The sequence below is a fragment of the Flavilitoribacter nigricans DSM 23189 = NBRC 102662 genome (genome assembly GCF_002646595.1).
Lineage (GTDB): Bacteria > Bacteroidota > Bacteroidia > Chitinophagales > Saprospiraceae > Flavilitoribacter > Flavilitoribacter nigricans.
In genome coordinates this window covers 37,262-59,032 of sequence record NZ_PDUD01000011.1, presented here as the reverse complement: position 1 = coordinate 59,032, position 21,771 = coordinate 37,262, and the positions used below count along the sequence as shown (strand labels likewise).

General features: G+C 52.8%; 12 protein-coding genes. 6 read left to right on the top strand and 6 right to left on the bottom strand.

Going from position 1 to position 21,771, the window contains the following annotated elements; translation table 11 throughout:
* Positions 1–28 precede the first annotated feature (28 nt).
* A complete protein-coding gene (locus CRP01_RS07535) occupies positions 29–667 on the top strand; it encodes a bifunctional 4-hydroxy-2-oxoglutarate aldolase/2-dehydro-3-deoxy-phosphogluconate aldolase (protein WP_099149416.1) in 639 nt (212 codons plus the stop codon).
* A 397-nt stretch (positions 668–1,064) separates the two neighbouring features.
* Here the strand turns inward: CRP01_RS07535 and CRP01_RS07530 are convergent, their stop codons facing one another.
* Both CRP01_RS07530 and CRP01_RS07525 read right to left on the bottom strand, forming a co-directional pair.
* Complete coding sequence (locus CRP01_RS07530) at positions 1,065–4,703, bottom strand: M36 family metallopeptidase (protein WP_170110271.1); 3,639 nt, start codon at positions 4,701–4,703, stop codon at positions 1,065–1,067.
* Between the two features lie 658 nt (positions 4,704–5,361).
* Positions 5,362–8,976, bottom strand: coding sequence for a M4 family metallopeptidase (locus tag CRP01_RS07525; protein WP_099149414.1), 3,615 nt, complete (start codon positions 8,974–8,976; stop codon positions 5,362–5,364).
* Positions 8,977–9,365: 389 nt separating this feature from the next.
* On the opposite strand from CRP01_RS07525, the gene CRP01_RS07520 reads away from it, so the two are divergent.
* The 4 genes from CRP01_RS07520 (at position 9,366) to CRP01_RS07505 (ending at position 17,599) form a co-directional block, all read left to right on the top strand.
* Positions 9,366–10,901, top strand: a complete 1,536-nt coding sequence (locus CRP01_RS07520) for a hypothetical protein (protein WP_099149413.1) — start codon at positions 9,366–9,368, stop codon at positions 10,899–10,901.
* A 109-nt stretch (positions 10,902–11,010) separates the two neighbouring features.
* Positions 11,011–11,883 carry a T9SS type A sorting domain-containing protein gene (locus CRP01_RS07515; protein WP_099149412.1) on the top strand — a complete coding sequence of 291 codons (873 nt, stop codon included), beginning with the start codon at positions 11,011–11,013 and terminating at the stop codon, positions 11,881–11,883.
* A 307-nt stretch (positions 11,884–12,190) separates the two neighbouring features.
* A complete protein-coding gene (locus tag CRP01_RS07510) occupies positions 12,191–15,358 on the top strand; it encodes a M36 family metallopeptidase (RefSeq protein ID WP_143473306.1) in 3,168 nt (1,055 codons plus the stop codon).
* 105 nt (positions 15,359–15,463) lie between these two features.
* Positions 15,464–17,599 (top strand): outer membrane protein assembly factor BamB family protein, encoded by a 2,136-nt coding sequence (locus CRP01_RS07505; protein WP_099149410.1) that lies wholly within the window; start codon positions 15,464–15,466, stop codon positions 17,597–17,599.
* 193 nt (positions 17,600–17,792) lie between these two features.
* Here CRP01_RS07505 and msrA read toward each other — a convergent pair whose 3' ends face one another.
* Positions 17,793–18,488 (bottom strand): peptide-methionine (S)-S-oxide reductase MsrA, encoded by a 696-nt coding sequence (gene msrA, locus CRP01_RS07500; RefSeq protein WP_099149409.1) that lies wholly within the window; start codon positions 18,486–18,488, stop codon positions 17,793–17,795.
* Positions 18,489–18,735: 247 nt separating this feature from the next.
* Between msrA and CRP01_RS07495 the strand changes: the two genes are divergently transcribed.
* The gene (locus tag CRP01_RS07495; protein ID WP_099149408.1) at positions 18,736–19,230 is read left to right on the top strand and encodes a DUF427 domain-containing protein; all 495 of its coding nucleotides are present in this window, start codon (positions 18,736–18,738) and stop codon (positions 19,228–19,230) included.
* A 30-nt stretch (positions 19,231–19,260) separates the two neighbouring features.
* Here CRP01_RS07495 and CRP01_RS07490 read toward each other — a convergent pair whose 3' ends face one another.
* The 3 genes from CRP01_RS07490 to CRP01_RS07480 form a co-directional block, all read right to left on the bottom strand.
* A complete protein-coding gene (locus tag CRP01_RS07490) occupies positions 19,261–20,283 on the bottom strand; it encodes an alpha/beta hydrolase (protein ID WP_099149407.1) in 1,023 nt (340 codons plus the stop codon).
* 103 nt (positions 20,284–20,386) lie between these two features.
* Positions 20,387–21,079, bottom strand: a complete 693-nt coding sequence (locus tag CRP01_RS07485; RefSeq protein WP_099149406.1) for a DUF5995 family protein — start codon at positions 21,077–21,079, stop codon at positions 20,387–20,389.
* Between the two features lie 37 nt (positions 21,080–21,116).
* Entirely contained in the window at positions 21,117–21,635 is a 519-nt protein-coding gene (locus CRP01_RS07480) for a hypothetical protein (protein WP_099149405.1), read from the bottom strand.
* Positions 21,636–21,771 lie beyond the last annotated feature (136 nt).

The following is a 21,771-nucleotide window of genomic DNA, read 5'->3' as shown; positions in this document are numbered from 1 at the left end:
CTGTAATTCCGTATAAAACCTGCTTTAAATGAGTTTTTCCCAGCAAAGCTTTTCGGCCATGCCCCTGGTAGGCATTCTGCGTGGTGTACACCTGGATGACCTGCTCGAGATCATTCCCCGCTACCTGGAGGCGGGCCTGACGACCATTGAGATCACCATGAACACTCCGGATATTCTGCACATCCTGCGGCATACCAGTGAGGCCTTCGGTGAACAGCTCAATATCGGTGCCGGAACGGTGTGTACCGAAGAGGACCTGGATGCGGCGCTCGCCGCCGGTGCCCAGTTTATCGTCACCCCCGTACTGGACGAAAAGGTTATCCGCAAATGCGTGGAAGCAAAGGTGCCGGTTTTTCCCGGAGCGCTTACCCCCAGTGAGATCTACAAAGCCTGGTCCTGGGGCGCAACCCTGGTGAAAGTATTTCCGGCCAGTGCTTTCGGCCCGGGCTACATCAGGGAAGTACTGGCGCCGCTGGATGAGATCCAACTGATGCCCACCGGGGGGATCAGCCTGGAAAATATGGCGGATTATTACCGGGCCGGTGCCTGCGGGTTTGGGTTGGGTAGTCTGTTGTTTGATAAAGAAATGATCCAAAATAAGGCGTGGGATGCCCTGCAGACCAAAATGGAAGGAGTAGCGAATTGCTACCGGGATCTGCAACCATAAAAATGAGCAGAACGGAGATAAAGCGATAAGGGATTCACCGACAGGTTAGAGGGGACTTCCTGCCGCTTTCGGCCCCATCAACTCTTCTCCAATTCTGCTCAAAGCCGGAGAGGATATTACGTATCCGTTTGGGATTCTGAATCTATTCCCCGGCAGTTATTAAGTAGAGAGTAGTATACTCGACGGTAACTCAGCGCAGCAAGGAGCGGCAATTGCCCCCGCCCGCCCGGTCAATACAATCTAAAATGGTACACATCAGCTGGTTCCGGCAAACGACTCCGTGATCTCCGCCTCCCGGTCCGGAGTTCCGGGTACCTCCAGCGGTACCCGGAACTGACCGGAAGGGAAAGATTACATTGAGCCCGGGTGGTTTCCCCGCGGGGATGGCCCGACTGGTTTACTCAATGATCAGTCTGGAGATCTCCCGCAGACCGTTTTGTCTGGCCATCATAATGTAGAGGCCGCTCGGCAGTTCGGAAACGTCCATTTCCAGGGTTTCGGATGCTCCGTTTGCGAAATAGTCTCTCTCAATCAGGCGCTGGCCCTGCAGATTGGCTATTTCGATGTGGATGTCACCGAAGTCCAGGTTGTCAAATCTGATTTGTACCCGATCGCGCGTAGGATTTGGAAATGCCTTCATCGTAAATTTGTTTGAGGTGTTAGTGTCAATATCGAGCGAGGGGTAACTTGCTTGTATATTTTGAGCGGAGGCAGCGCCTTCCAACACCAGCGTGCTTACGGTAGAAGATCCGGCATCCTCACCGGGAATGCTGTAGCTAACCGTATTCTCTACGTAAGTCAGGTCTTTACCGATGATCACATCGTCTACCCACCATCCCTGGCCGGCAGTTGCGGCATCGGAAGAGAGGCGGTAACGCAATTGCACACTCTGGTTGGCGAACAGTCCGAGATTCACCACCGTTTCTATCCAGCCGTTACTGCTGCCACCGAAGGCGAATCCGTTAATCAGCGGGTTGTTGGCACCCGGTACGAAATTGTTATATCCGTTGCGGGTCATCTGACCGCCGAGGTCGATCCAGGTCAGGCCACCGTTGGTAGACAATTCCACTACTCCACCGTCAAAGTCGGCTTCCGTCTCAAACTTATGGCGGAAACGCAGTTCTGCGCCGGCCGGCAGCGTGATGCTCTGGGCCAGTTTCAACCGCTGGTTGCTGAGCAGATCCGGATCAGCCGCAAACCAGGAGAAATTACCGCTGTACACCTGATCATCGGCCAGGGCCCAGCCGTTCAGGCCGATACTTGGATTCCACTTATTGACACCGTCTTCCATGTCGTCGTCGAAGAATAATTCACCGGCTACCGGTGCATCTACCCGCACACTGAAGGTGAGGTCTTTGGTCTCTCCACCTTCCACGCGAATATTGGAGAAGGTCAGTACGCCGGATTTAACTTTGCCGCCGGTGCTGGCCGATCCGTTCACGTAACTGGTGAAAGCGGGGATCGGGCTGGTAACCGTGATCTTTTTGGAGCGGAAGTTGCCGCTGTTGGTCAGACGGATCGTGTAGTCGATCACACCACCGTTGTTTACCCGGGGTGTAGCCAGTTGCTCAATGCTGACGGCAGCCTGGCAGGTGGGCGGCATATCGAATGCTTCTACCTCGTCTCCCCGGCTGTTGGAACCGGCCTGAGCACTGAAGCCCATCCCTCTTTTGGCGAACGCTTCCCAGATCAGACACTGGTTGGCACCGCCGGTAAGGGCCACATCGGCCGCCAAGATGGCGTCGCGGCTGTCTAGGAAAGTAGGACCGCAGGGCTGCATTTTCAGCCCGTCGATCACCAACTGGAGCGCCAGGATGTTACCATTGGCAATGGTTCCGTTCACCAGATCCGGATTGTAGCCGTATTCATCGATCAGGTTCCAGGTCATATCCCAGAGTGCCGTACAGAAGATGAAACCGACACCGTGCGGCACCGTAATTTCTCCGTTATTGATGTTGGCGTAAGTATAATCGTTTACATTCAGGTCACGGGCGTAGCGGGCCGGACGGATACCGTTGCCGTCGATCGCCTGATCGAATACATAGGTACCGATGCCTCTACCGGAGAATCCGGCATCCGCCAGGGTCGCCTGATCCATGGTCATCATCAGGGCAAAGAAATCACTCCAGCCTTCTCCGGCCTGTTCGTCACCGCTCAGGCAGGTCTGGCTCGGGCCGCCCGTCAGACGGGTAGAGATGCCGTGTCCGTATTCGTGGGTAATGATGCCGTTATCCAGGTCACCATCTTTCATCGGAGGAGCCGGCGTCAGACGGCGCAATCCGATCTGCACGCTTCCCAGTGCGATCTCGTCTTTCAGTTCCAGTCCATCAGCGTAGCTGACCATAACGGAAGGGATCAGAATGGTAGCGCCCGTTTCATCGCCACCCATGGCAATCGGACCGTCGCCCGGAATGTTGTTTACGACGATAGCACCGGCCGCGCCACCGAGTTGGGCGCCCATGATCTTCTCGATGAAGGAGCAATCACCCCGATCGATCAGTACTACTTTTCCGGTTACATCATTATTCGGCGGCAGGCCGACACCCTGGCCGGTTCCACAGCCGCAGCTGTTGCAGGTAGAGGAAGAATTGGCATTCGCTTCGATAAGTACCAGCTCGCCAGCAATTCCGGTCTGATCAACCGACGCGCCGAAGGCCGCCTGGATCGCCGTAAAGCTCGGGCCACCGCTTGGATAAGTCGTGGAACCGTCAATATGTACCAGCTCTGCCGGTTGGTTGCTGGACCACAGATACATCTGCATCCGTCCCGGGATACCGTCGGGCAAGGTCAGGAAGTTGGCATTATTTGTTCCGCCACCGTCCTGTGCTTCCGCCATTACGGCATCGTTGCCCAGACCGCCTTTGCCCAGGTTGTTATTCTGGAAGTTACCGGATGCTTCGGTAAAACCGTAGTGGTAGAATACGTCGTGTACCAGGTTGTTCCAGTAAAACAGGTTCGTGACGGCGGCATCTTTATAGGTACCCGGCTCCTGATTCAGATCCAGCGGGAAATCAAAGTTGAGCGGCTGGGTAGGTAGCAGTCCACCCACTGCCGGCAGCCCCGCGTTGGCTCCCAGCTGATCTTCGTAGGCATATACATTATTCCCCTTGGTAATGGTATAGCCAACCAGACCGTCATTGTGCCATCCGAAAGGAGAGGCAACGGGGTCACCGTTGGTATATACCAGGCTACGATTACCGTGGTTGGGCGTCTCAAAAGGAGCATCATAAATTCGGTACGCGTTGCCGACGAAGTTTGCTGCGGATGAGCTTTCGGCGGCTGTCGTAAAAGGGACTTCAATGGCGGTTCCCTCCTTCCCCGGGCTAACGGCTCCGTGACCGTCACTGCAAACGCCGGGGCCCAGCGTGGGATGCCCAAAGCTACAGTGCAGGACCAGATCGCGTTTTTCCAGGATCTCACCGCTGGCTGCATCGACTTTCATCTGCCAGTAGTGTTCTCCGTCGTTGGTATAGATCTCTACCTGCCACACCAGGCGCAGTTGTCCGCTGCGGTGCCGCTGGTAGACCAGTTTGGCCGGAATATCCCGTTGCGCGATACCATCTTTGCGGATCACGCTTTCGCGGGCAGCGGAATTTGCTTCCTGAAGCACGCTCAGTGGTTTACCGGGTTTCAGTCCCAGGTCACGGGAAGCTGCCTGCACGGCGTCTACGGCCGATAGCTGGCTGCGGCTGCCGCCGATCCGGCCGACGATCCGCTTTTCGAAACGGTCGGCTACATGCACGACGTCCGTTCCGTTTTTCAGGTGCATGCTGATCACGGCTCCTTCGATATCGATGCCGCGGTAGCGTTGCTGTAAATAAATGTGGGTAATGTTATTGTGAGCGTCAGTATACTGATCGGTTATCACAAAATCTGCGAAATCATCGGGCGTCAACTCCAGGTCCGCACGTTGCTCCTCCAACAGGGTACGTGCCTTTTCCGGGCTGACTTTCTCCTGTGCATTCAGGTTTGCTGAAAAAAGAAAAACAAGGATTAAAAAAAGGCTCACCCTCTCCAGTCCGAGTGATGATCTCATAGTGGCGAAATTCTTCATACTAGTTATTGGTTTATTTGACATTTAGAAGCTGCTTGAAAAAAAATTCTTCTGACCATACAAAGGTGAGAACTATCTATGGCGAATAGCGGCTAGTCTGATATGATGATTCGAATGGGTAAATTTCCGCATGTTTCGAATGATATCAGATAAGCGTCTCTAACGGGCCATTCTCAACTATCTTGCAGACGTTTCCAATAAATAAACACAACAAGCTTTTTCTGTCGCCCATTTATAGCCATGCGTCAGTAAAGAATTATTCTAAATACAACATGGCGATGAGGTAGAGTTGCTTTCCAAGAAAGTGGCTTCTACCTCTTTTTTTTTGCCCCTGCCTCATCCATTCAATTTACTGATCTACAATTCATTAAACTTATACTTTCGCCATATGATATGGGCCGATCATTGGTAAAAAAAAGGCGGCTTCCACAGAACGTGAAAGTCGCCTCCTTCCTGAAAACCCAGCTTGCGGGTTCGATGTTGCCGGTAATAAAATGCTGAAATAAACCGGGATCAGGATGAGTAGTCCAAACGCAAATATTTTATCCTGATCTCCGGTATTGATCTTCTACAGCACCCACCGGCGGCATACCTGCAACCGGGTTTAAGTACCTATCGGTTTTTCTTCAATGCAATAGTTTTATTCTTTGATCCATTTGCGGGTGTAGGTCTCATCACCGGTTTGCAAACTAATCCAATACATGCCCGCAGGCACATTGTTAGCATTAAGCTGGATCGAATAGGTTCCCGCCGGAATGGCCTGCCGTTGCAGAATACGTCCCTGCAGATCCATCAGTTTCAGTTCGGCGGTTTCCGTGCCCGTCCATTCGGGCAGTTCTACCGTTGACTGTCCGCGACTTGGATTCGGATACACCTTAAATTCATTATTTCCATGTGCAGTAGTGAAGGCATCCGGGCGGATCAGGCTGCTGCCGCTATCTTCGGCGGCCAGTACCAGGCTGCCGATACTCCCCTGGATCGATGCACTAAAGCTTCCCGCGATCAGGGTATTACCTGATTTGTAGATCGGCGTATAAGTCGTTGCGCCGGAGCTCGTATTCCCCTTGGTCGCATCTCCGATCGCTCCCGCCTTGGTATTGTTCATCACCAGGGCATCGCGGCTCAGGCCGCTGGCTTGCTCCCAACCGCTCATTTCTGCCTCCGTATAGTACAGGCTGATATCCAGATCCGCTTTCCGGGTCGTATTTTCTGCGTTAAAGCGAATGGCCTTTTCGGTAGCGCTGCCGCCGTTCATCCAGGAGGCCGCTCCGGAACCGCTGCGTTCAATCGACAGACTGGTGCAACCGAAATCGTGTCCGGTATTGTTGGTCACCGCGGCGATCAGCTGTTTGTCTTCGAGGCTGTAGAAATAGGCCGTTTCAAAAGGTCCGAGCGGAGCTTCCGAGCTATGCAGCAATTCGGATTCTACCTGGCGGGTATCGCCATTCACCCGGACGTTATCCACGGTAAAGCTGTAGGCCGAAGAAAGCAGGGCATCATTACGCCAGCGCCAGCCGATATAGAATTGCTGATTGGCCAGTGTTTCCGAAAGGTCAACACTATAAGCGCCGGAAGCCGGCGTCAGGCCGAAGTTATCCCCTACAAAAACATCTTCCAGATCGAAGAAACGTTCTCCGTCGAATGAATAGACCAGGTTGGCGTAATCAAAGAGGGCCGCTTCCTGCAGTGCCACATCCGTTTCTCCACCGGCAGTCCAGTCAAATGACAGGTCAACGGAGGTCAGTCCGCGGGCATCGATCAGCGGTGTTCTCAGGATAATATCGCAGGCTGCCGTATTGCCTTCGTAGTTGGGCAACTCGCCGGTCAAACTGATGTACGCGCTTCCCTGGTAACTTCCGAAGTACCATTGGTTGGAACTGGCGATGTTTTCCACTACCGCCCAGGAATCCGGCATTTCCGTAGTCAGGAAACGCTCGAACAGCAGGCTTTTCGGGCCGATACCAATGATCGGTGCTACATCGTCATCCCGGATGGTGAGGGTGTAAGTATCCGCACCGGGCGCACTGCCGCTACCCGCCGGAATACTCAGGATGATCGTTTCATCTCCCTCTTCGGTAGCATCATCGAGCACCGTAATGGTGATGACCTGCGTGCTGAAGCCGTTGCCGCTGCTGGCGATCGTGGTATTATCCACAAAATAATCCGCACCTTCGGTGGCCGTACCGGACAGGGCCAGATCAAAACCGTCGGTACCACTGACGAACAGGCTAACCGTCACGGTTTTTTCGGCGCCACAACCGGCGGCATCCATCACCGCTTCGTTGACACTGGCCTGCGTGACCAGGAAGCCGGATGATGCCTCATTGGAGCAGCCAAAAGCGGGCCCCACTCCAACTGCATACCAAGCATTGGTAACCGACTCTTCTTCGTCGGAGCAAGGCCCATATACGGCGCGCGTGTAGGCAATGGAAGCCGCCCGTGCCTCCGCGAAAGTCGCATTGGGCGTGAGCTGTACTTCCGTACCGAACGCGATCAGTTCTGATTTTCCGAAGCCCAGACCGTTTACACTATACGCATCGCCCAGGTCGTTGACACCGTCATCCGGAGCCGTTCCCGAGCCGGCCGTCAGCAGGTAGAACCATTTGTTCAGCACTCCGCTGTTGGTGTGTACGCCGCAGTAATCGTTGGCCAGGGTGGGTTCTCCACATTCCGGGTTGGTCCAGCCGGCACCGCCGTAGGTATCCGGATCGCCTTCTCTTTTGGGATCATCCATCCAGCGCAGGGCCTGGTCCAGGTTATTGAATCCGTCCCGCTGGTCGATCTGCTCGCCGATGCCCCAGACGTTGTAGTCAAAGCTCTGGCTGCTGAAGCGCTCCTGGATGTAGGCTTCTACCGCTGCCGCCCAGATATCGCTGAAACCTTCATTCATGGCACCCGATTCTCTCTGGTAGACCAGGTTGGACGTGAATTCGCAGACACCGTGGCCGATCTCGTGGGCACAGACGTCCATAGAAGTCAGCGGGCTGAAACCGGGTACTTCCACCAGTCCTGTATTTTTGTAACTGCCGTCCCCGTAGGTCATGGCACTACCGTTCCAGAAGGCGTTGTCATAACCTTCACCGTAGTGTACGTAGCTGTCGATAGCGGCATCATCACCGTCGTAACTCAGGCGATTGTGCCGTTCTTTCCAGTAATCGTAAACCATAGCTGCGCCCCAGTGAGCATCCCAGGCAATATCGTCGTTGATGGCTTCTTCCAGGGTGGGCGCCGGATCGCGCTGGTGTTCGGCCAGGGTCCAGTTGTTATCATCATCCACAAAATCCACCGCTGCTTCGTAAAGAAGCGGAATGGAAAGCGGCAGGCCGCCCACTGCGTTCATATCGTAGGTGCGAATGCCGCTGCCACGCTCCTGGTCCCAGAGTACGTAGTGTTCGGTGGAACCGAGGGAGAAGGGATCCAGACTCAGCTCCGTAACCAGGGAGGTTCCGATCATCTGGGTGCCGTTGTAGCGGGTCTGCACATCAGCCTGAGCGTGTTTGATGATAGCGTCCTTCAACATGATCTTTCCGGTGTGGGCATTGACGTAGACGTAATCGCGGCTGAGCGGTTCGCTGGCGTAGATGTTGAATTTATAAGCCAGGTCGAGGTCCAGCTCCGGCGTATCGTAATCATCGACGATCACCAGTTCGCCCTGCGGAAAATAACTGTTGTAGGCCCGGTTCAGCTCGGCGGCAATGCGCGGAGCGTTGATCCCGTTGCGATACTGATCGACCGCCTCCCACATGTACTGACGGGCACCGATGCTCTGCAGCGCCAGGCGCAGCGCAGCCTTTTCGTCGAGGGTAGGTTGGGTCTTTAGTTGCTGGTCGAGACTGTAAAAAGCACCGCTCAGGCTGGCCGGGCGATCGCCCTTAGCCAAAGCGACGTACTGGCCGTGCTCCACTTTCACCTGCTGGAAGTACTGCTGGAAGCGGTTGATCCGGATGTCTTCCAGATGCCGGTCCCTTTTGATGAGCTTGAGTTCATCCACCCCCGGTCGCAGGGCCAGTACCCGTCCCAGTAGTGCCGGAATGTCGGCCTGGGTGTAGGTTGCCTTAGCGGTCGTCTCGAATTGAATGGAAGCAGGAGTCTGCCGATCTTCATCCAGTTCGAATAAGCGGATCTGCTGATCTTTCCGCAATTCCTGCAATTGTTGTAGCTGTTGTCTTTCCGGTGTTTGTCCGTTTGCCGAAAGAAAGGCCAGGCTGAAAAAGCAGAGGCCTAAAAAGTAGTTGAGTTTTGAGTTTGAATTCACACTAGTCCTATTTGGTAATTAAAAATTGATGTGACAAAACTGCAAACTCTCAGTCTAAAAAACGGTGGTGTCTGATTTTGGCGTGATTATGAGGAAAATTCAAAAGAATAAAGTGCAAGTTTTGCAGAAAACCTTATATTGTATTTTGAATCCTTACCACTCTAAAATCCGTAAACTATTGAACTATCCGGTTCCGGCCGGATTGCCTGACAGCTTAAATTTGCATCTGTATTTTACTATACCCTGCGGCTATCATCGGTTATGCTGTCCCGTCTAAAACCGGTAGTCAACTATAATTGGCTCTCGAACACAGGTCGATTGATCTTGTTCTTCCCCCTTTGGATTAAATCATACTGGAGAAAAATGCACACTTTCCAAAGTGTATCGCTATGTTGTTAATCGAGAAAGTAGTCAAATTATTAGATGATTTCCATTTCGGGATTTTCCGTGAGCATGTCAAGAACATCAGCCTGCGGTCCTATTATCCGTTGGCCCTGATCGACGTGATCGACCGGGATGTGCTGGTGGAGCAGTCTTCCGAAGAGCTTTTCCGCAAGGTCTACGGGGAGGAAGCCGACGGGGAAAAGGATCTGAAGAAGTTTTTCCAACTCGCCCACTACACTTTCAAACTGACCAATGTACTGGCCCGTAACTATCCGGATTATCTCCAGAACAATATCAGCCGGGTACAGCAATACATCAACGAAGGCCAATTGGAAAAGGGGACCCATCTGGCGGAGATCCTGCAGGATGTATGCGAAAAAGTGGAGGACATCAGTACGGAGATCAATGTATCCAACATCCTGGCGCAAAAAGAACTTCTGTTACAGGCTTCCAAGGAATCCCTGCAATATTTTGACCGTATCCAGCATCTGGCCCAGCTCCAGTCGGATATGAACAACCTGAACCACTTTCTGGTCAAGGACCTGAAAAATAAAGGCAAAGAAGCCACCGAGGAAGATAAGAAGGAAAAACTGGCTTATCTGGAGCAGTTTGTCAACAGCCCGAGCTTCAGTATCCGGATGATCGCGTTGCTGAACACCTACAATCTGCTCTACCTCTACCGGGATCCGGCTTTTTACGCTCCGAATACCTACGAAAAACTGTTGGATATCGAAGAGCAACTGCAGAAATACGATTACATTATTTTTCCTTTTCTGCACAACCTGCGCCCGCGACTGGCTTTCCTGAAGCTCAATTACTCCATTCAGCAGCTGAGCTTTGAGGAGGTTTTGGCCGAGGCCGCCCGCATGATGGAGGACAGTGAAGGCGACCTGTTCTGGAACAGCTTTATCAACCTACCGGAATTGAGTTCTATTGCGATCCAGACGAGCCACTTTGTCAGCACCTATTTCACCAGCTACCGTCCGGATCATCTGGAACTGATCCCGGAGGAAGTACTGACCCGGCTGGAACAGCTGCGTCGGCGCTGCCGCATCATTCTCGATAATCGCCTGCTGGAAGAAAAATTCGTCGTTCGCTACATCAACCTCTCCACCATTTACGGGGGGTTGCTGCTGCTTGGCGACAAAAAAGATATTAAAGAATGCGTTCGCGTTCAGGAAGGTATTCTTTCCGTATATCAACAGGTAGCATTCCACGCCAGTATTGACCCGATCTATACGAACCTGATCATGGCCAATTTCTGCCTGGAAGATTATGAACAACTGGAAAAAAGTTACCGGCGTTACAAAAAATCCACAAAAGGTAAAACTGTCAATCCGGAAAACGACCTCACCATTCACGCCTATTACTACGCCGCAAAATGGCGGGAGAACGGTCGCAACCAGTACATCAAGAAATTGCGCGACATTATCGAACAAACTTATGAAAAACACAACCTCGAGCGCACCAGAAAAAACCTTTTGGATATCGTTGAGTATTATAAAATTCCAGTTCCTCTTGCAAATATGAAGAACATTTGATACTTTTGCTTATACGTTTTTCCAAATCAAAAATTTCTGGTGACCGACTCTTTTCTAAATCCATGTATTTAGAATAAATAATTAATTACTACTTAAAAGAGTTATCGCCATGAAAAAGAGTTACCCACTCCTTCTCATTTTCTCAGTTTTATTTTCTCTGAGCACCCTTAGCGCTCAATCTTCGTTTATCAACGAGGTTAACTATATGGCCAGTGATCCGACCGGTAGAGGTTTGGAAGTCGCCGGTGAATCAGGTGAAAACCTACAGGGTTGGTCCGTCGTTCTCTACGAACTGGACGGCGCCGTGGCTACGGTAGAAGACCTGGAGTATAAATTAATCCCAAGTCAACAGAACGGATACGGTACCGTATGGTACGAAATGGAACAATTGTCCGGTGGACAGGGTATCGCCCTGGTCAACCCAAGTGGAGACGTGGTCCAATTTATCGGTGTAGGCCTCGGTACCCTTACGGGAATTACCGCTACGGAAGGACCTGCGGCCGGTATGACCTCCGAACACGCCGGTACCCAGTTGTTGCCAAATCAATCCCTGCAGATGACCGGTTCCGGTGTTGAATTACTGGACTTCCTCTGGTCCCTGCCATTGACCTTCACCCCGGGTGACGTGAATACCAACCAGACTTTTGAAGGTGGTGTTATCGGAGCCATAGTCGGTGGATTATTCGGATACCAGGCAAGTGGATCAAATAACGAACAACTATCTGACAATCAGATTAATATCAGTGCATTCCCGAACCCTGCAACGAATTATCTACGCTTGCAGCGGGCTACCACTGAGCTGGTTCAAAGCACCTTACCGGTAGCGCTGTTCGATGCTGCCGGTCGCTTGATCCAGCGCACGCAGCTGGCTCAGGACCAGGATTATCTGGAACTGAACCTCAGCGATCTGAGCGCCGGAAATTACTTCCTGCGGGTCGGAGAAGGCCCGGCGGCGAAGGTGCAAAAGATCGTCAAAAATTAGCAAGCTCATTTTTTTTCCCATATTCCGACGAATATCAGTTGAGCCGGATATTCCCCTCTGATCACTGTAATTTAGTGTCAGATTTAGAATAAAACGGTTCAGAAAATTTTTTCGGAAAAGCGAAGACACGTGGAAGAAGTTGGGGTAAACTCACTTCTTCCACTTTTTCACCTCTCATCCAATTCCAGACGCCTGATTTTTTTTTTGAAATCTCCAATCCAAAGCGGAGGTCCTCACCGTATATAGGCTTAGAGTCGGTCTCAGAAGACTTTTGGATTTGGTATTTCCTTACAGTTATTTTTTCGCCATGACAAGAATTAAACTCATAGTCCTGGCTCTGGTCATTGGAACGCCCGGAGTCAGTTTAGCCCAAAGTTCCACGGAGCTCGCCCGTAAGCAGATCACCCAGGAATGGGTAGCTGCCGGGAAAACGGTCCAGGACCTGGAAGAGCTCAAATTAAGCAGTGAGCATACCAGTAAGATAAGTGGCATCACCCATTTTTATTTTCAACAGTCTTACCAGGGTATTCCCATCCACAACGCTATCGGCAGTATACACTTAGATCCGTCCGGAAACATCCGGCACCGGAATTTCCAATTTTACGATGCATTAAACCAGAAAATTAAAACGACACGTCCGGCCATTGATTCGGAACGGGCCCGCGCCATCGCTTTGCGAAATACCGGCGGTGCTGCGGAGCGTAAAGGAAAATCCTCGTTCGAAAAACATGACCATATCCACCAAACGCCTCCACCGGCACTGCGCTACGTGGAGGACGAATCGGGAACACTGGTACTTTCCTACCAGGTAGAGGTTCCCGCTGATCCGGAGAGTGATGATCGCCTGGTACTTTGGGTAGATGCGGAGAACGGCCGGGAGATCCGCCGATACAACCGCACCCTGTACTGCCACTTTGCGCCAGATGATCATCCTCTATCCGCTTCCGCCCCTGAAAACGTTCTGGAAATCTCTGAAACTTCTACCCAAAACACTACTGTTTCCGGCTCGCCGGCTTATTACGCTTTCCCGCTTTCGGTGGAATCTCCACTCCAGGGGAACCGGCAGTTGCTGGCCGGCAGCGATATTATCGATCCGGTCGCTTCGCCTTACGGCTGGCACGGGACCGGGGATGGAGTAGAGTTTGCCCATACGCAGGGCAACAACGTTTACGCCTACTACGCCCCGTTGAGCACGGAAAATCCAACGCCTATTCCGATCACCCGGGCTCCTTTCACTGGAACATACCTGTTTGGCAACGTACCCAGTCCAGGCAACCTGAATTTCAATTACCGACGTAATCTGGATCAATTGGCGGCCAACAACTTCATCGAAGATGCGGTCACCAATCTGTTCGTCAGGAACAACTTCCTGCACGATCTCCTTTTTAATTACGGTTTTGACGAAGCTGCCGGTAATTTCCAAACTACCAACCAGAGTGGCGCGGGCCTGGGTAACGACCATGTGCTCGCCCAGGCTCAGGATGGATTGGGTATTAACCAGGCCAGTTTCTTCACTCCAGCGGACGGAGAAAGTGGCCGGATGCGGATGTTCCTCTGGAATACCGATTTGCCGAACTCCACCCGCGACGGTTCTTTCGACAACCTGATTATTTCCCACGAATATGCACACGGACTTTCTTTCCGTCTGGTGGGAGGAGCCAATAATACCACCTGCCTGAGCAATTTTGAACAGGGCGGTGAAGGCTGGAGTGATTTTATCGGCTTGATGATGACCCTGACCGATCGCAACGGGGACAACCGCATCAGTGAAAACGTACTGGGTGAAGGCGTACGCGCCGTCGGCCACTTCGTACTGACGCAGGAGGAAACGGAAACCGGACTGCGCCCCCGGCACTATACCACCAATATGGACTGCGCCGATGGGCTCTGTAATGAATTTACTTACCAGGACCTCGAACTGCTCGCTCCGCCCCACGGTGTAGGCTTTCTGTGGTGTACCATGCTCTGGGATATGACCTGGGGATTGATCGATGAGTATGGCTTCGAGGATGACCTGTATAATACGTCCAGTACAGCCGGGAACATCCGGGCGCTGAAGATCGTCATCGAAGCGCTGAAAATGACGGCCTGTAGCCCCAGTTTTATCGATATGCGCGACGCTATTTTCGCGGCCAACAATGCCATTTATGCCGGTGAAGGCGACGATATCCTCTGGGCGGCTTTCGCCCGTCGCGGGTTGGGATACAGCGCTGCCCCCAACGGCCAGGCTGCCTTTGACGATCCCTACATGCAGTTGATCAAAACCGTGGATAAGACCGAAGCGGAGATCGGCGAGCCGGTTACCTATACACTCAGTATTACCAATCACCTGGATGAACCGCTCCGCCAGACTTTGATCAGTGATCAGTTACCCGAAAATTTTGTAGTCACATACATTTCAGACAACGGTAGCCAGAATAGTGACGGGCTCGTGGAGTGGCCGCAGACGACCATTCCCAAAAAACGGACCATCACCCGGACGATCACCGGACACCTGAGCAGCAACGCCAGTCCAACGACGGTGATCAGCGAATATCCGGTTGAGCCTACTGATATTCTGAGCTTTGTGCCGGCCGGCGCCTGGTTGGCTTCTTCCGATTTTCCCAATCCGAATTCCAACTCGACCATGTCCTGGTTCCACCTGGATCCTCCCACCGCGCTGGAAGGTTCTCTGGTGCTAACGCTTAATCTGGACGGTTCGAAAAACAATCACCTGTCCTTCTGGCACGCTTATGACCTCGAGCCGGGAGCCGACGCCGGTGTAGTGGAAGTACTGGTTGGCGGCGAATGGCAGGACCTGGGCCGGAACATGATCCAGAACGGCTATACCAGCATCGTACTGGACGAACTGCCCACTCCGATCGGCGTACCCGTTAAGTTTTCCAGTTTGAGCCGACGTCGGGTTTTCAGCGGTTCCAGTCAGGGATACCGCCAGACCATCATCGACCTGAGTAATTATGAAGGATTAACCGTGCTGCGGTTCCGGTTTGCATCTAATCTGCAAACGGACCCGTCCACTTGCGACGGCAGCACTCCGGGTTGTGACGGCTGGTTCATCGACGATGTACAGTTACTGGATCTCCAGAACGTGCCGAATACGGCCTGTGCGAGCAGTGCAAAATCCGTATTCTACGCCTGCGGCGATATCGGACCGATCGGAACGGTATTCTATCCGGCCTCCGGGAATAACCGGCTGCAGCTGCAGGCCTACGAAGTAGCCCGCGCTGAACAGGAGACGCTGATCTTTCCCAATCCGGCCAGAAATCAAATGACCGTTCAGCTCCCCGTCTGGGCGCAGGACGTACCCGAGCAGATCGACCTGCTCAATGGACAGGGCCAGGTTGTGGACAGCTTCCGGATCCCCGACGGGGAGAACAGTTTGGAAATTGACGGTAGCCAGTTGCCGCGCGGACTTTACATCCTGAGTATTCAGGGTAAAGAGCAACGCAGCGTACACCGCATCGCTTTCCAGTAAAAGATCGTGCGGAGGGTAGATGACCACCGATCGCAGACCATCTACCCTCCTGCACCAACCCGTTGAAAAAATTCCCTATCTTTTCCGGACAAAACGGAAAATCCTATGCGATCCTTACCACTTTTATTCCTGCTGGGGCTGCTGCTCGTTGCCTGCCGGCCGGAATCCGGCGAACTGCCCTCCGGCCCCACTGTAGACTGGCCCGGATACCAGGGAGGACCTGACGCCAACCAATTCTCCACCCTCAACGAGATCAATACCGACAATGCCGCCCAACTCACCCGGGTCTGGGAATACGCCTCTACCGGAGCCGATACTTCCGGCCGGACGCAGATCCAGTGTAATCCGCTGGTGATCGACGGTATTCTCTACGGTACCAGTCCGAGGCTGCAGGTCTTCGCCCTGAACGCCGCCAGCGGGGAAGAGCTCTGGACGTTCGATCCTTCTTCCGCGGAGGGCGCCACTTCCGGCATGGGAGTCAACCGGGGACTGGCTTACTGGAGCGAAGGCGAAGCAAAACGCGTCTTCTATTCATCCGGACCATTGCTTTACGCCCTGGATGCCGTCACCGGCAAACCCGATACGGCCTTCGGTAAGGGTGGCTACGTAGATCTGCACGACGGCCTGGAACGCCCGGTGGAAAACCTGTTCATCAATAGCAACAGTCCCGGTCGCGTTTATAAGGACAAACTCATCATGGGCTCCCGGGTTTCGGAAAATACCGGTCCGGTGCCCGGCCATATCCGGGCGTTCAACGTACGTACCGGTGAGATCGAATGGATCTTCCATACTATTCCCCACCCCGGAGAATACGGTTACGATACCTGGCCCGAGAATGCCTGGTTGAGCAGCGGAGGGGCCAATGCCTGGAGCGGGTTCACCGTTGATGAAGAGCGCGGCATCGTATTCGCACCTACCGGCTCGGCCTCTTTTGACTTTTACGGCGGTGACCGGGAAGGAGACAATCTTTTCGCCAATTGCGTGCTGGCGCTGAATGCCGATACCGGGGAACGGATCTGGCATTTTCAGTCCGTTCACCACGATCTCTGGGACCGGGACCATCCCGCTCCCCCCAATCTGGTGACCGTGACCCACGAGGGAAAAAAGATCGACGCTGTAGCTCAGATCACCAAGGCCGGCTTCGTGATCCTGCTCGATCGCGAGACCGGCGAGCCGCTTTTCCCCATTGAGGAACGGCCCGTACCCGCCTCCACGCTTCAGGGAGAGAAGGCCTCCCCTACCCAGCCCTACATCACGGCTCCCCCACCCTTTTCCCGCCAGACCATCACAGAAGCGGATCTCGCCAATCGCAGTCAGGAAGTCTACGATTATGCCAAATCCGTCTGGGATGAGGCCCAGCTCCAGCCGGTAGATGCCTATACTCCGCCGGCGACCACCAGCACCTTTCTCTTCCCCGGTTTCGACGGTGGCGGCGAATGGGGCGGAGCGGCGGTTGATCCGGACGGCATTCTGTACGTCAATTCGAGTGAAATGCCCTGGGTAGTGAAAATGCTGCCCTACGAGGCACCGGAAAACCAATTGCTGGCCTCCAAAGGAAAACAGGTGTACGATGTAGCCTGTATTGCCTGCCACGGGCCCGACCTTAAAGGAGGAGCCATTTACGGAAATGCCCCCTCTCTGGTGGGACTTAAGGAACGGCTGGACCGGGATGCCGTGGTAAAAGTGATCCGGGAAGGTCGGGGGATTATGCCCTCCTTCGCCAGTCTGAGCGATGCGGAACTCTCCGCTTTAACGGCATTTCTTCTGGAATCCGATGAGGTGGATGAATCGGGTAAAAAGATCCGGCTGTGGCCGTATCCGTACCGCTTTAACGGCTACAACCGTTTTTATGCACCCGATGGGTTCCCGGCCATCACGCCTCCCTGGGGACAGCTAACAGCCGTAGACCTGAACGAAGGTTCCATCAAATGGCAGGTAACGCTGGGAGATTTTCCCGAGGCGCGGGCCGCGGATGATCCTCCGACGGGAGCGGAAAATTACGGAGGGCCGGTGGTTACTGCCGGTAACGTGATCTTCATTGCCGCTACGGCTGATGAAAAATTCCGGGTATTCGATAAAAGAGACGGGAAATTGCTCTGGGAAACGGATCTGCCGGCAGCGGGCTATGCCACTCCGGCTACTTATGCCGTGGATGGCAAACAGTACGTGGTGATCGCCTGCGGTGGAGGAAAGCTGGGAACGGATTCGGGCGATAAGTACGTCGCGTTTGCGTTACCCTAAAGAAAATGGGCAGGTAGGCCTCCCTCTACACTACTGGACATTTTTTTCAAAATGGACAGAGGGTGAGACTAAAAGACGCGAAAAAGGGGAGAAAAGCAATGTCCTCTCCCCTTCTCCGAATCTCCTGGACACTCCATCACTCCCTCTTTCTCATTTTGTCCAGGAACAAGGCCTAGCTGCCCATTTTTGGGTCTTACTGCTGATACTCTGGTTTCAGCAGATCCTTAAACGTTTTCATTACTTTTTCCACCTTAGGGCGGCTCACGCTGCGAACGTAGCTGTTGTCCGGATGGATCTCGTAGTAATTCTGGTGGTAACCTTCCGCTACCCAAAATTCCTTGTAAGGCGCTACTTCCGTCACGATGGGATTCGCAAATTTACCCGAATCGTTCAGTTTTTTAATGTAGGCCTCGGTGAGTTGTTGCTGCTCCTGATTATGGTAGTAGATCGCCGAACGGTATTCTTCTCCCACATCCGGGCCCTGGCGGTTGAGGGTAGTCGGATCGTGCGCCACGAAGAAGATCTCGAGCAATTTCTGGTAATCGATCACTTCCGGATCGTAAAAGATGTCGATGGCTTCCGCGTGCCCGGTCTTGCCGTCGCCTACTTCGTAATAGGTGGGATAGGCTTTTTCTCCTCCGGAATAGCCGGAGATAACGTCCACCACGCCCTGGATCCGTTCGAAAGAGGCCTCCGTACACCAGAAGCACCCACCGGCAAAGGTGGCCACGGGATACTCACCCAGGTTGTTGGCGGCAATGTATTCCGAAACGGGTACGACTTCTTCACTTACTTTCATCTCCTTGCTGCCCGACATCGATTTCTGCTGGCTGCAGGCCGATATGGAAAACAGAGAGACGATGAACAGAGAAAATATGATCTTTTTCATGATTGGTTTTAATTCGTTAAAATGAATAAGAGATCCTTTGATGGTCAGTGGTAAGATCTCACCTTTATAACCGAAAATCGTCCGGTATGTTGAAAAGAAATACCCCGGTTTTTAGAGATCTTTCCATTCCATTATCCCTTTGACGGTAAGCAAAAGTACCGGAATATATCTCCTCAAGTATCACAAAAACTTAACATTATTTCTTTTTGGAAGGAGAACCCTTTACCCGACACACTGTTACAAAATCATGAAAGACAAGATTAAACCGGGACCGGGCCAGGAAAGTGTATGGGATTATCCGCGCCCGCCAAAACTGGAACCTTCTAAAAAACACATCAAAATATACTGGGGAGAGGATCTGATCGCCGAGACCAATGCCGCGTACCGGGTGCTTGAAACCAGCCATCCGCCGGTTTTCTATTTACCGCCTATTGCGGTAAAAATGGAATTTCTGGAACAGGAACCCAAGCACCAGACTTTTTGTGAATGGAAAGGCATGGCCGTGTACTGGAATGTTGTCTCCAGCCATGGAGAAAGCCCCCGGGCCGCCTGGAGTTATCCGGCACCCAACGCCCGTTTTGCTCCTATCCGGGATTATTTTGCCTTCTATCCCAGTCGGGTTACGGCCTGCTATGTCAATGACGAAAAAGTACAGGCCCAGGAAGGCGACTTTTACGGCGGCTGGATCACCTCGGATATTGTGGGCCCTTTTAAGGGCGGCAAAGGAACCTCGGGTTGGTGAGGTTGATGATCTGATGCTGCGATCCCAGGGTTATTGGATCATTAGCAGGAAATTCAACACCGCGCCCCAATATTCCTCCGCACCTTCCTGGCCTTCCCAGAGTGCCTTGGAGCCATGGTAGCCCCCGCTTTCCGGAATGAACTGGATCTGCACCTGCCCGTCGAGCGACCTGCCAACGGTATGTTCCAACTCTTCTGCTTCTTCGCGGGAGGAGGTAATGAAGACCGGCTTTTTAAGTTTGTGCATAAAAATTTTCAGATCCGGCTTCTGGTCGCGGAAATAATTGCCCGGACTGAAGGCCAGCGCTGCTTTCACATCGGGATGAACCGCCACAAACAATGCCAGCGCGGAGGAATAGGAGCTCCCCCAGACGATGACCTGCCGTTGGTAACGCGCGGCCAGAAATTCCACAGCCGCCACGATATCCTGTTCCGCATCCAGAAAATCGGGGTGTTGTATTCCCGCCGCCCGGGCAGTTTGCAGCGTTTCGTTTGAGTTTCCGGCAAAAGTCCCTCCCGAACGCTGATCGATAGCCAGCACGTTGTATCCCAATCCGTTTAGCCGGGGCGCAATATCGGCGTATTCGTACTTGTTGTAATTCGCCTGATGGCAAAGCAGGATAATCGGATTGGCCGGACCGACCTCGTACAGGTTACCGGTCACCGACAACCCGTCCTTCGATCTAAAGGTGATCGTTTCGTAGGAGAAAAACTCCGCCAGCGCACCCGGTTGGGGTGACCGCACCATTTTTTGGGCATAAGCCGGCACCGGAGTGACGGTTGCGGAAGATTCTACTCCACCCGATTGAGCATTCCCTCTGAACACAGTAAAGGAACAAAGTAGTAAGGAGCCAAATAGTAGTCCGGAAAGTTTAGGTCTATGGCCGCTGCGCAAGCAACTGATAGCTAGTAAAAATAAGCCGATCCCGAGAGTGGCCTGTAGGACTTGAAGGGTAAGCGGACCGAAGGCAGCGGGTTCCAATACTGTTGTACCCGCCAGGGTCAGCAGCAGGCCGATGGGTCTGGCCTGCCGGTAAACAGTTGGCAATATCATTTTTACGGTCTTTGGTTAAGGCCCGTAAAAGATACGATATTCGTCAATCAAATGCACGGAAAACTTACTGAAAATCAGCCGTCTGATCTCCCCTCCCCCATTTTCAACTGCGTGTCAACAAGATCCACCGCGCCTTTTTCATGACGCTCTCTTCCAGCTCCCGACGCAGGGGTTCCCGTTGCTCCGAATTGGTTTCCAGGAAACGCATCGCTTTATCCCATACTTGCTGCCGCCAGTGGGTGATCAGGGAAGAAAGCAGTCGCTCGTCCAGCCGACCGAAGAGGCGATCGATGATATCCATTCGGGGATCGTAGCGCTCCACGACATCATCCTGAACGGTATCGATGGTAGCGGCAATGATCTCATTTACCAGGCAATGGTCGTGGTAACGATCCTGCCGTTCCGCATCGGAAAGGTTGTTCCATTCCGGGTCGAGGAGGTCGACCAGGGAAAGGACGAGGTCGTAGTTGATGTGGGCATTGATACCCAGCAGCAGATGCTGCAGCACATGCAGATCTTTTCCGCAGCTACAGTCGTGAGCAAAAGTCCAGACCGTCACACATTCCTTATCTGTACAACCGTAGGCATCCAGCGCCACAAAGTAGTAATCGGCAAATCTCAGCAACAGCTGCTTCGCCCAGGTACAGTCCCTGAACCGACGGTCGTCGATGGCCCGCAGCATATTGCCCGTCATGAGCGTATAGCATTCCAAAAAAATGGCCCGCCGGTCCTGAGCGTCTTCCCAGGTGCGGGTCTGTTGTTTCATCTGTTGTATAATGTCGGAGCTCTGAACCATAGAATGGAATATACGAAATTGAAGAAAAAAGTTCCAATTAATGGGTAAGGATGTATCGCTCCAGCGCTTCCCGCTTATTGCTATTGAGAGGGATCGTAGTTTTTTTACCCCCGATCGCCCGGCCAATAAATGTACCGGGAATGGCCAGTATCAGACCGATACGGACATTCCCTGCGGGGTCTTTTATCGCTCTACCTTTACTATCGTATCCCTTCCAAAGAGCAGCATTTGCGGCCACCCCAACAACAAATCCGGCGGCGGCTCCCAGCAAAGTACCGATCAATCGACCTCCTTTTCCCTGCACCTGGAGCAACTCTACGTCCTCAAAAGGAACATCGATAAATGGATTTTCCGGATGCATCCCACCTCGCTCCGCGTAAAGGCGAATAGCATTTTCCTGTAGTTCGTAAAGATAGCCCTGATGAATCTCCATTTCAATCCCACTGGTAACCCAGGCTTTATACGTTTTTTCTGCCGGTAATTTCTGACCGAAGGCTGTGCCTCCAAAAAGCGCCAGGAAAAAGACAGGTAATCCAAATAACGAGAGTCGTTTCATAATTGTGAGCTTTGAATATTCAGTCACAATAAGCATCGCTCCGATCAGATGAAAAATGAAATTCGGCACTTTCCGAAATGATTTTTGGCAACACGGGTACCACTGATCATGGCCTAATAGGTGGCAAGCGTTGCCA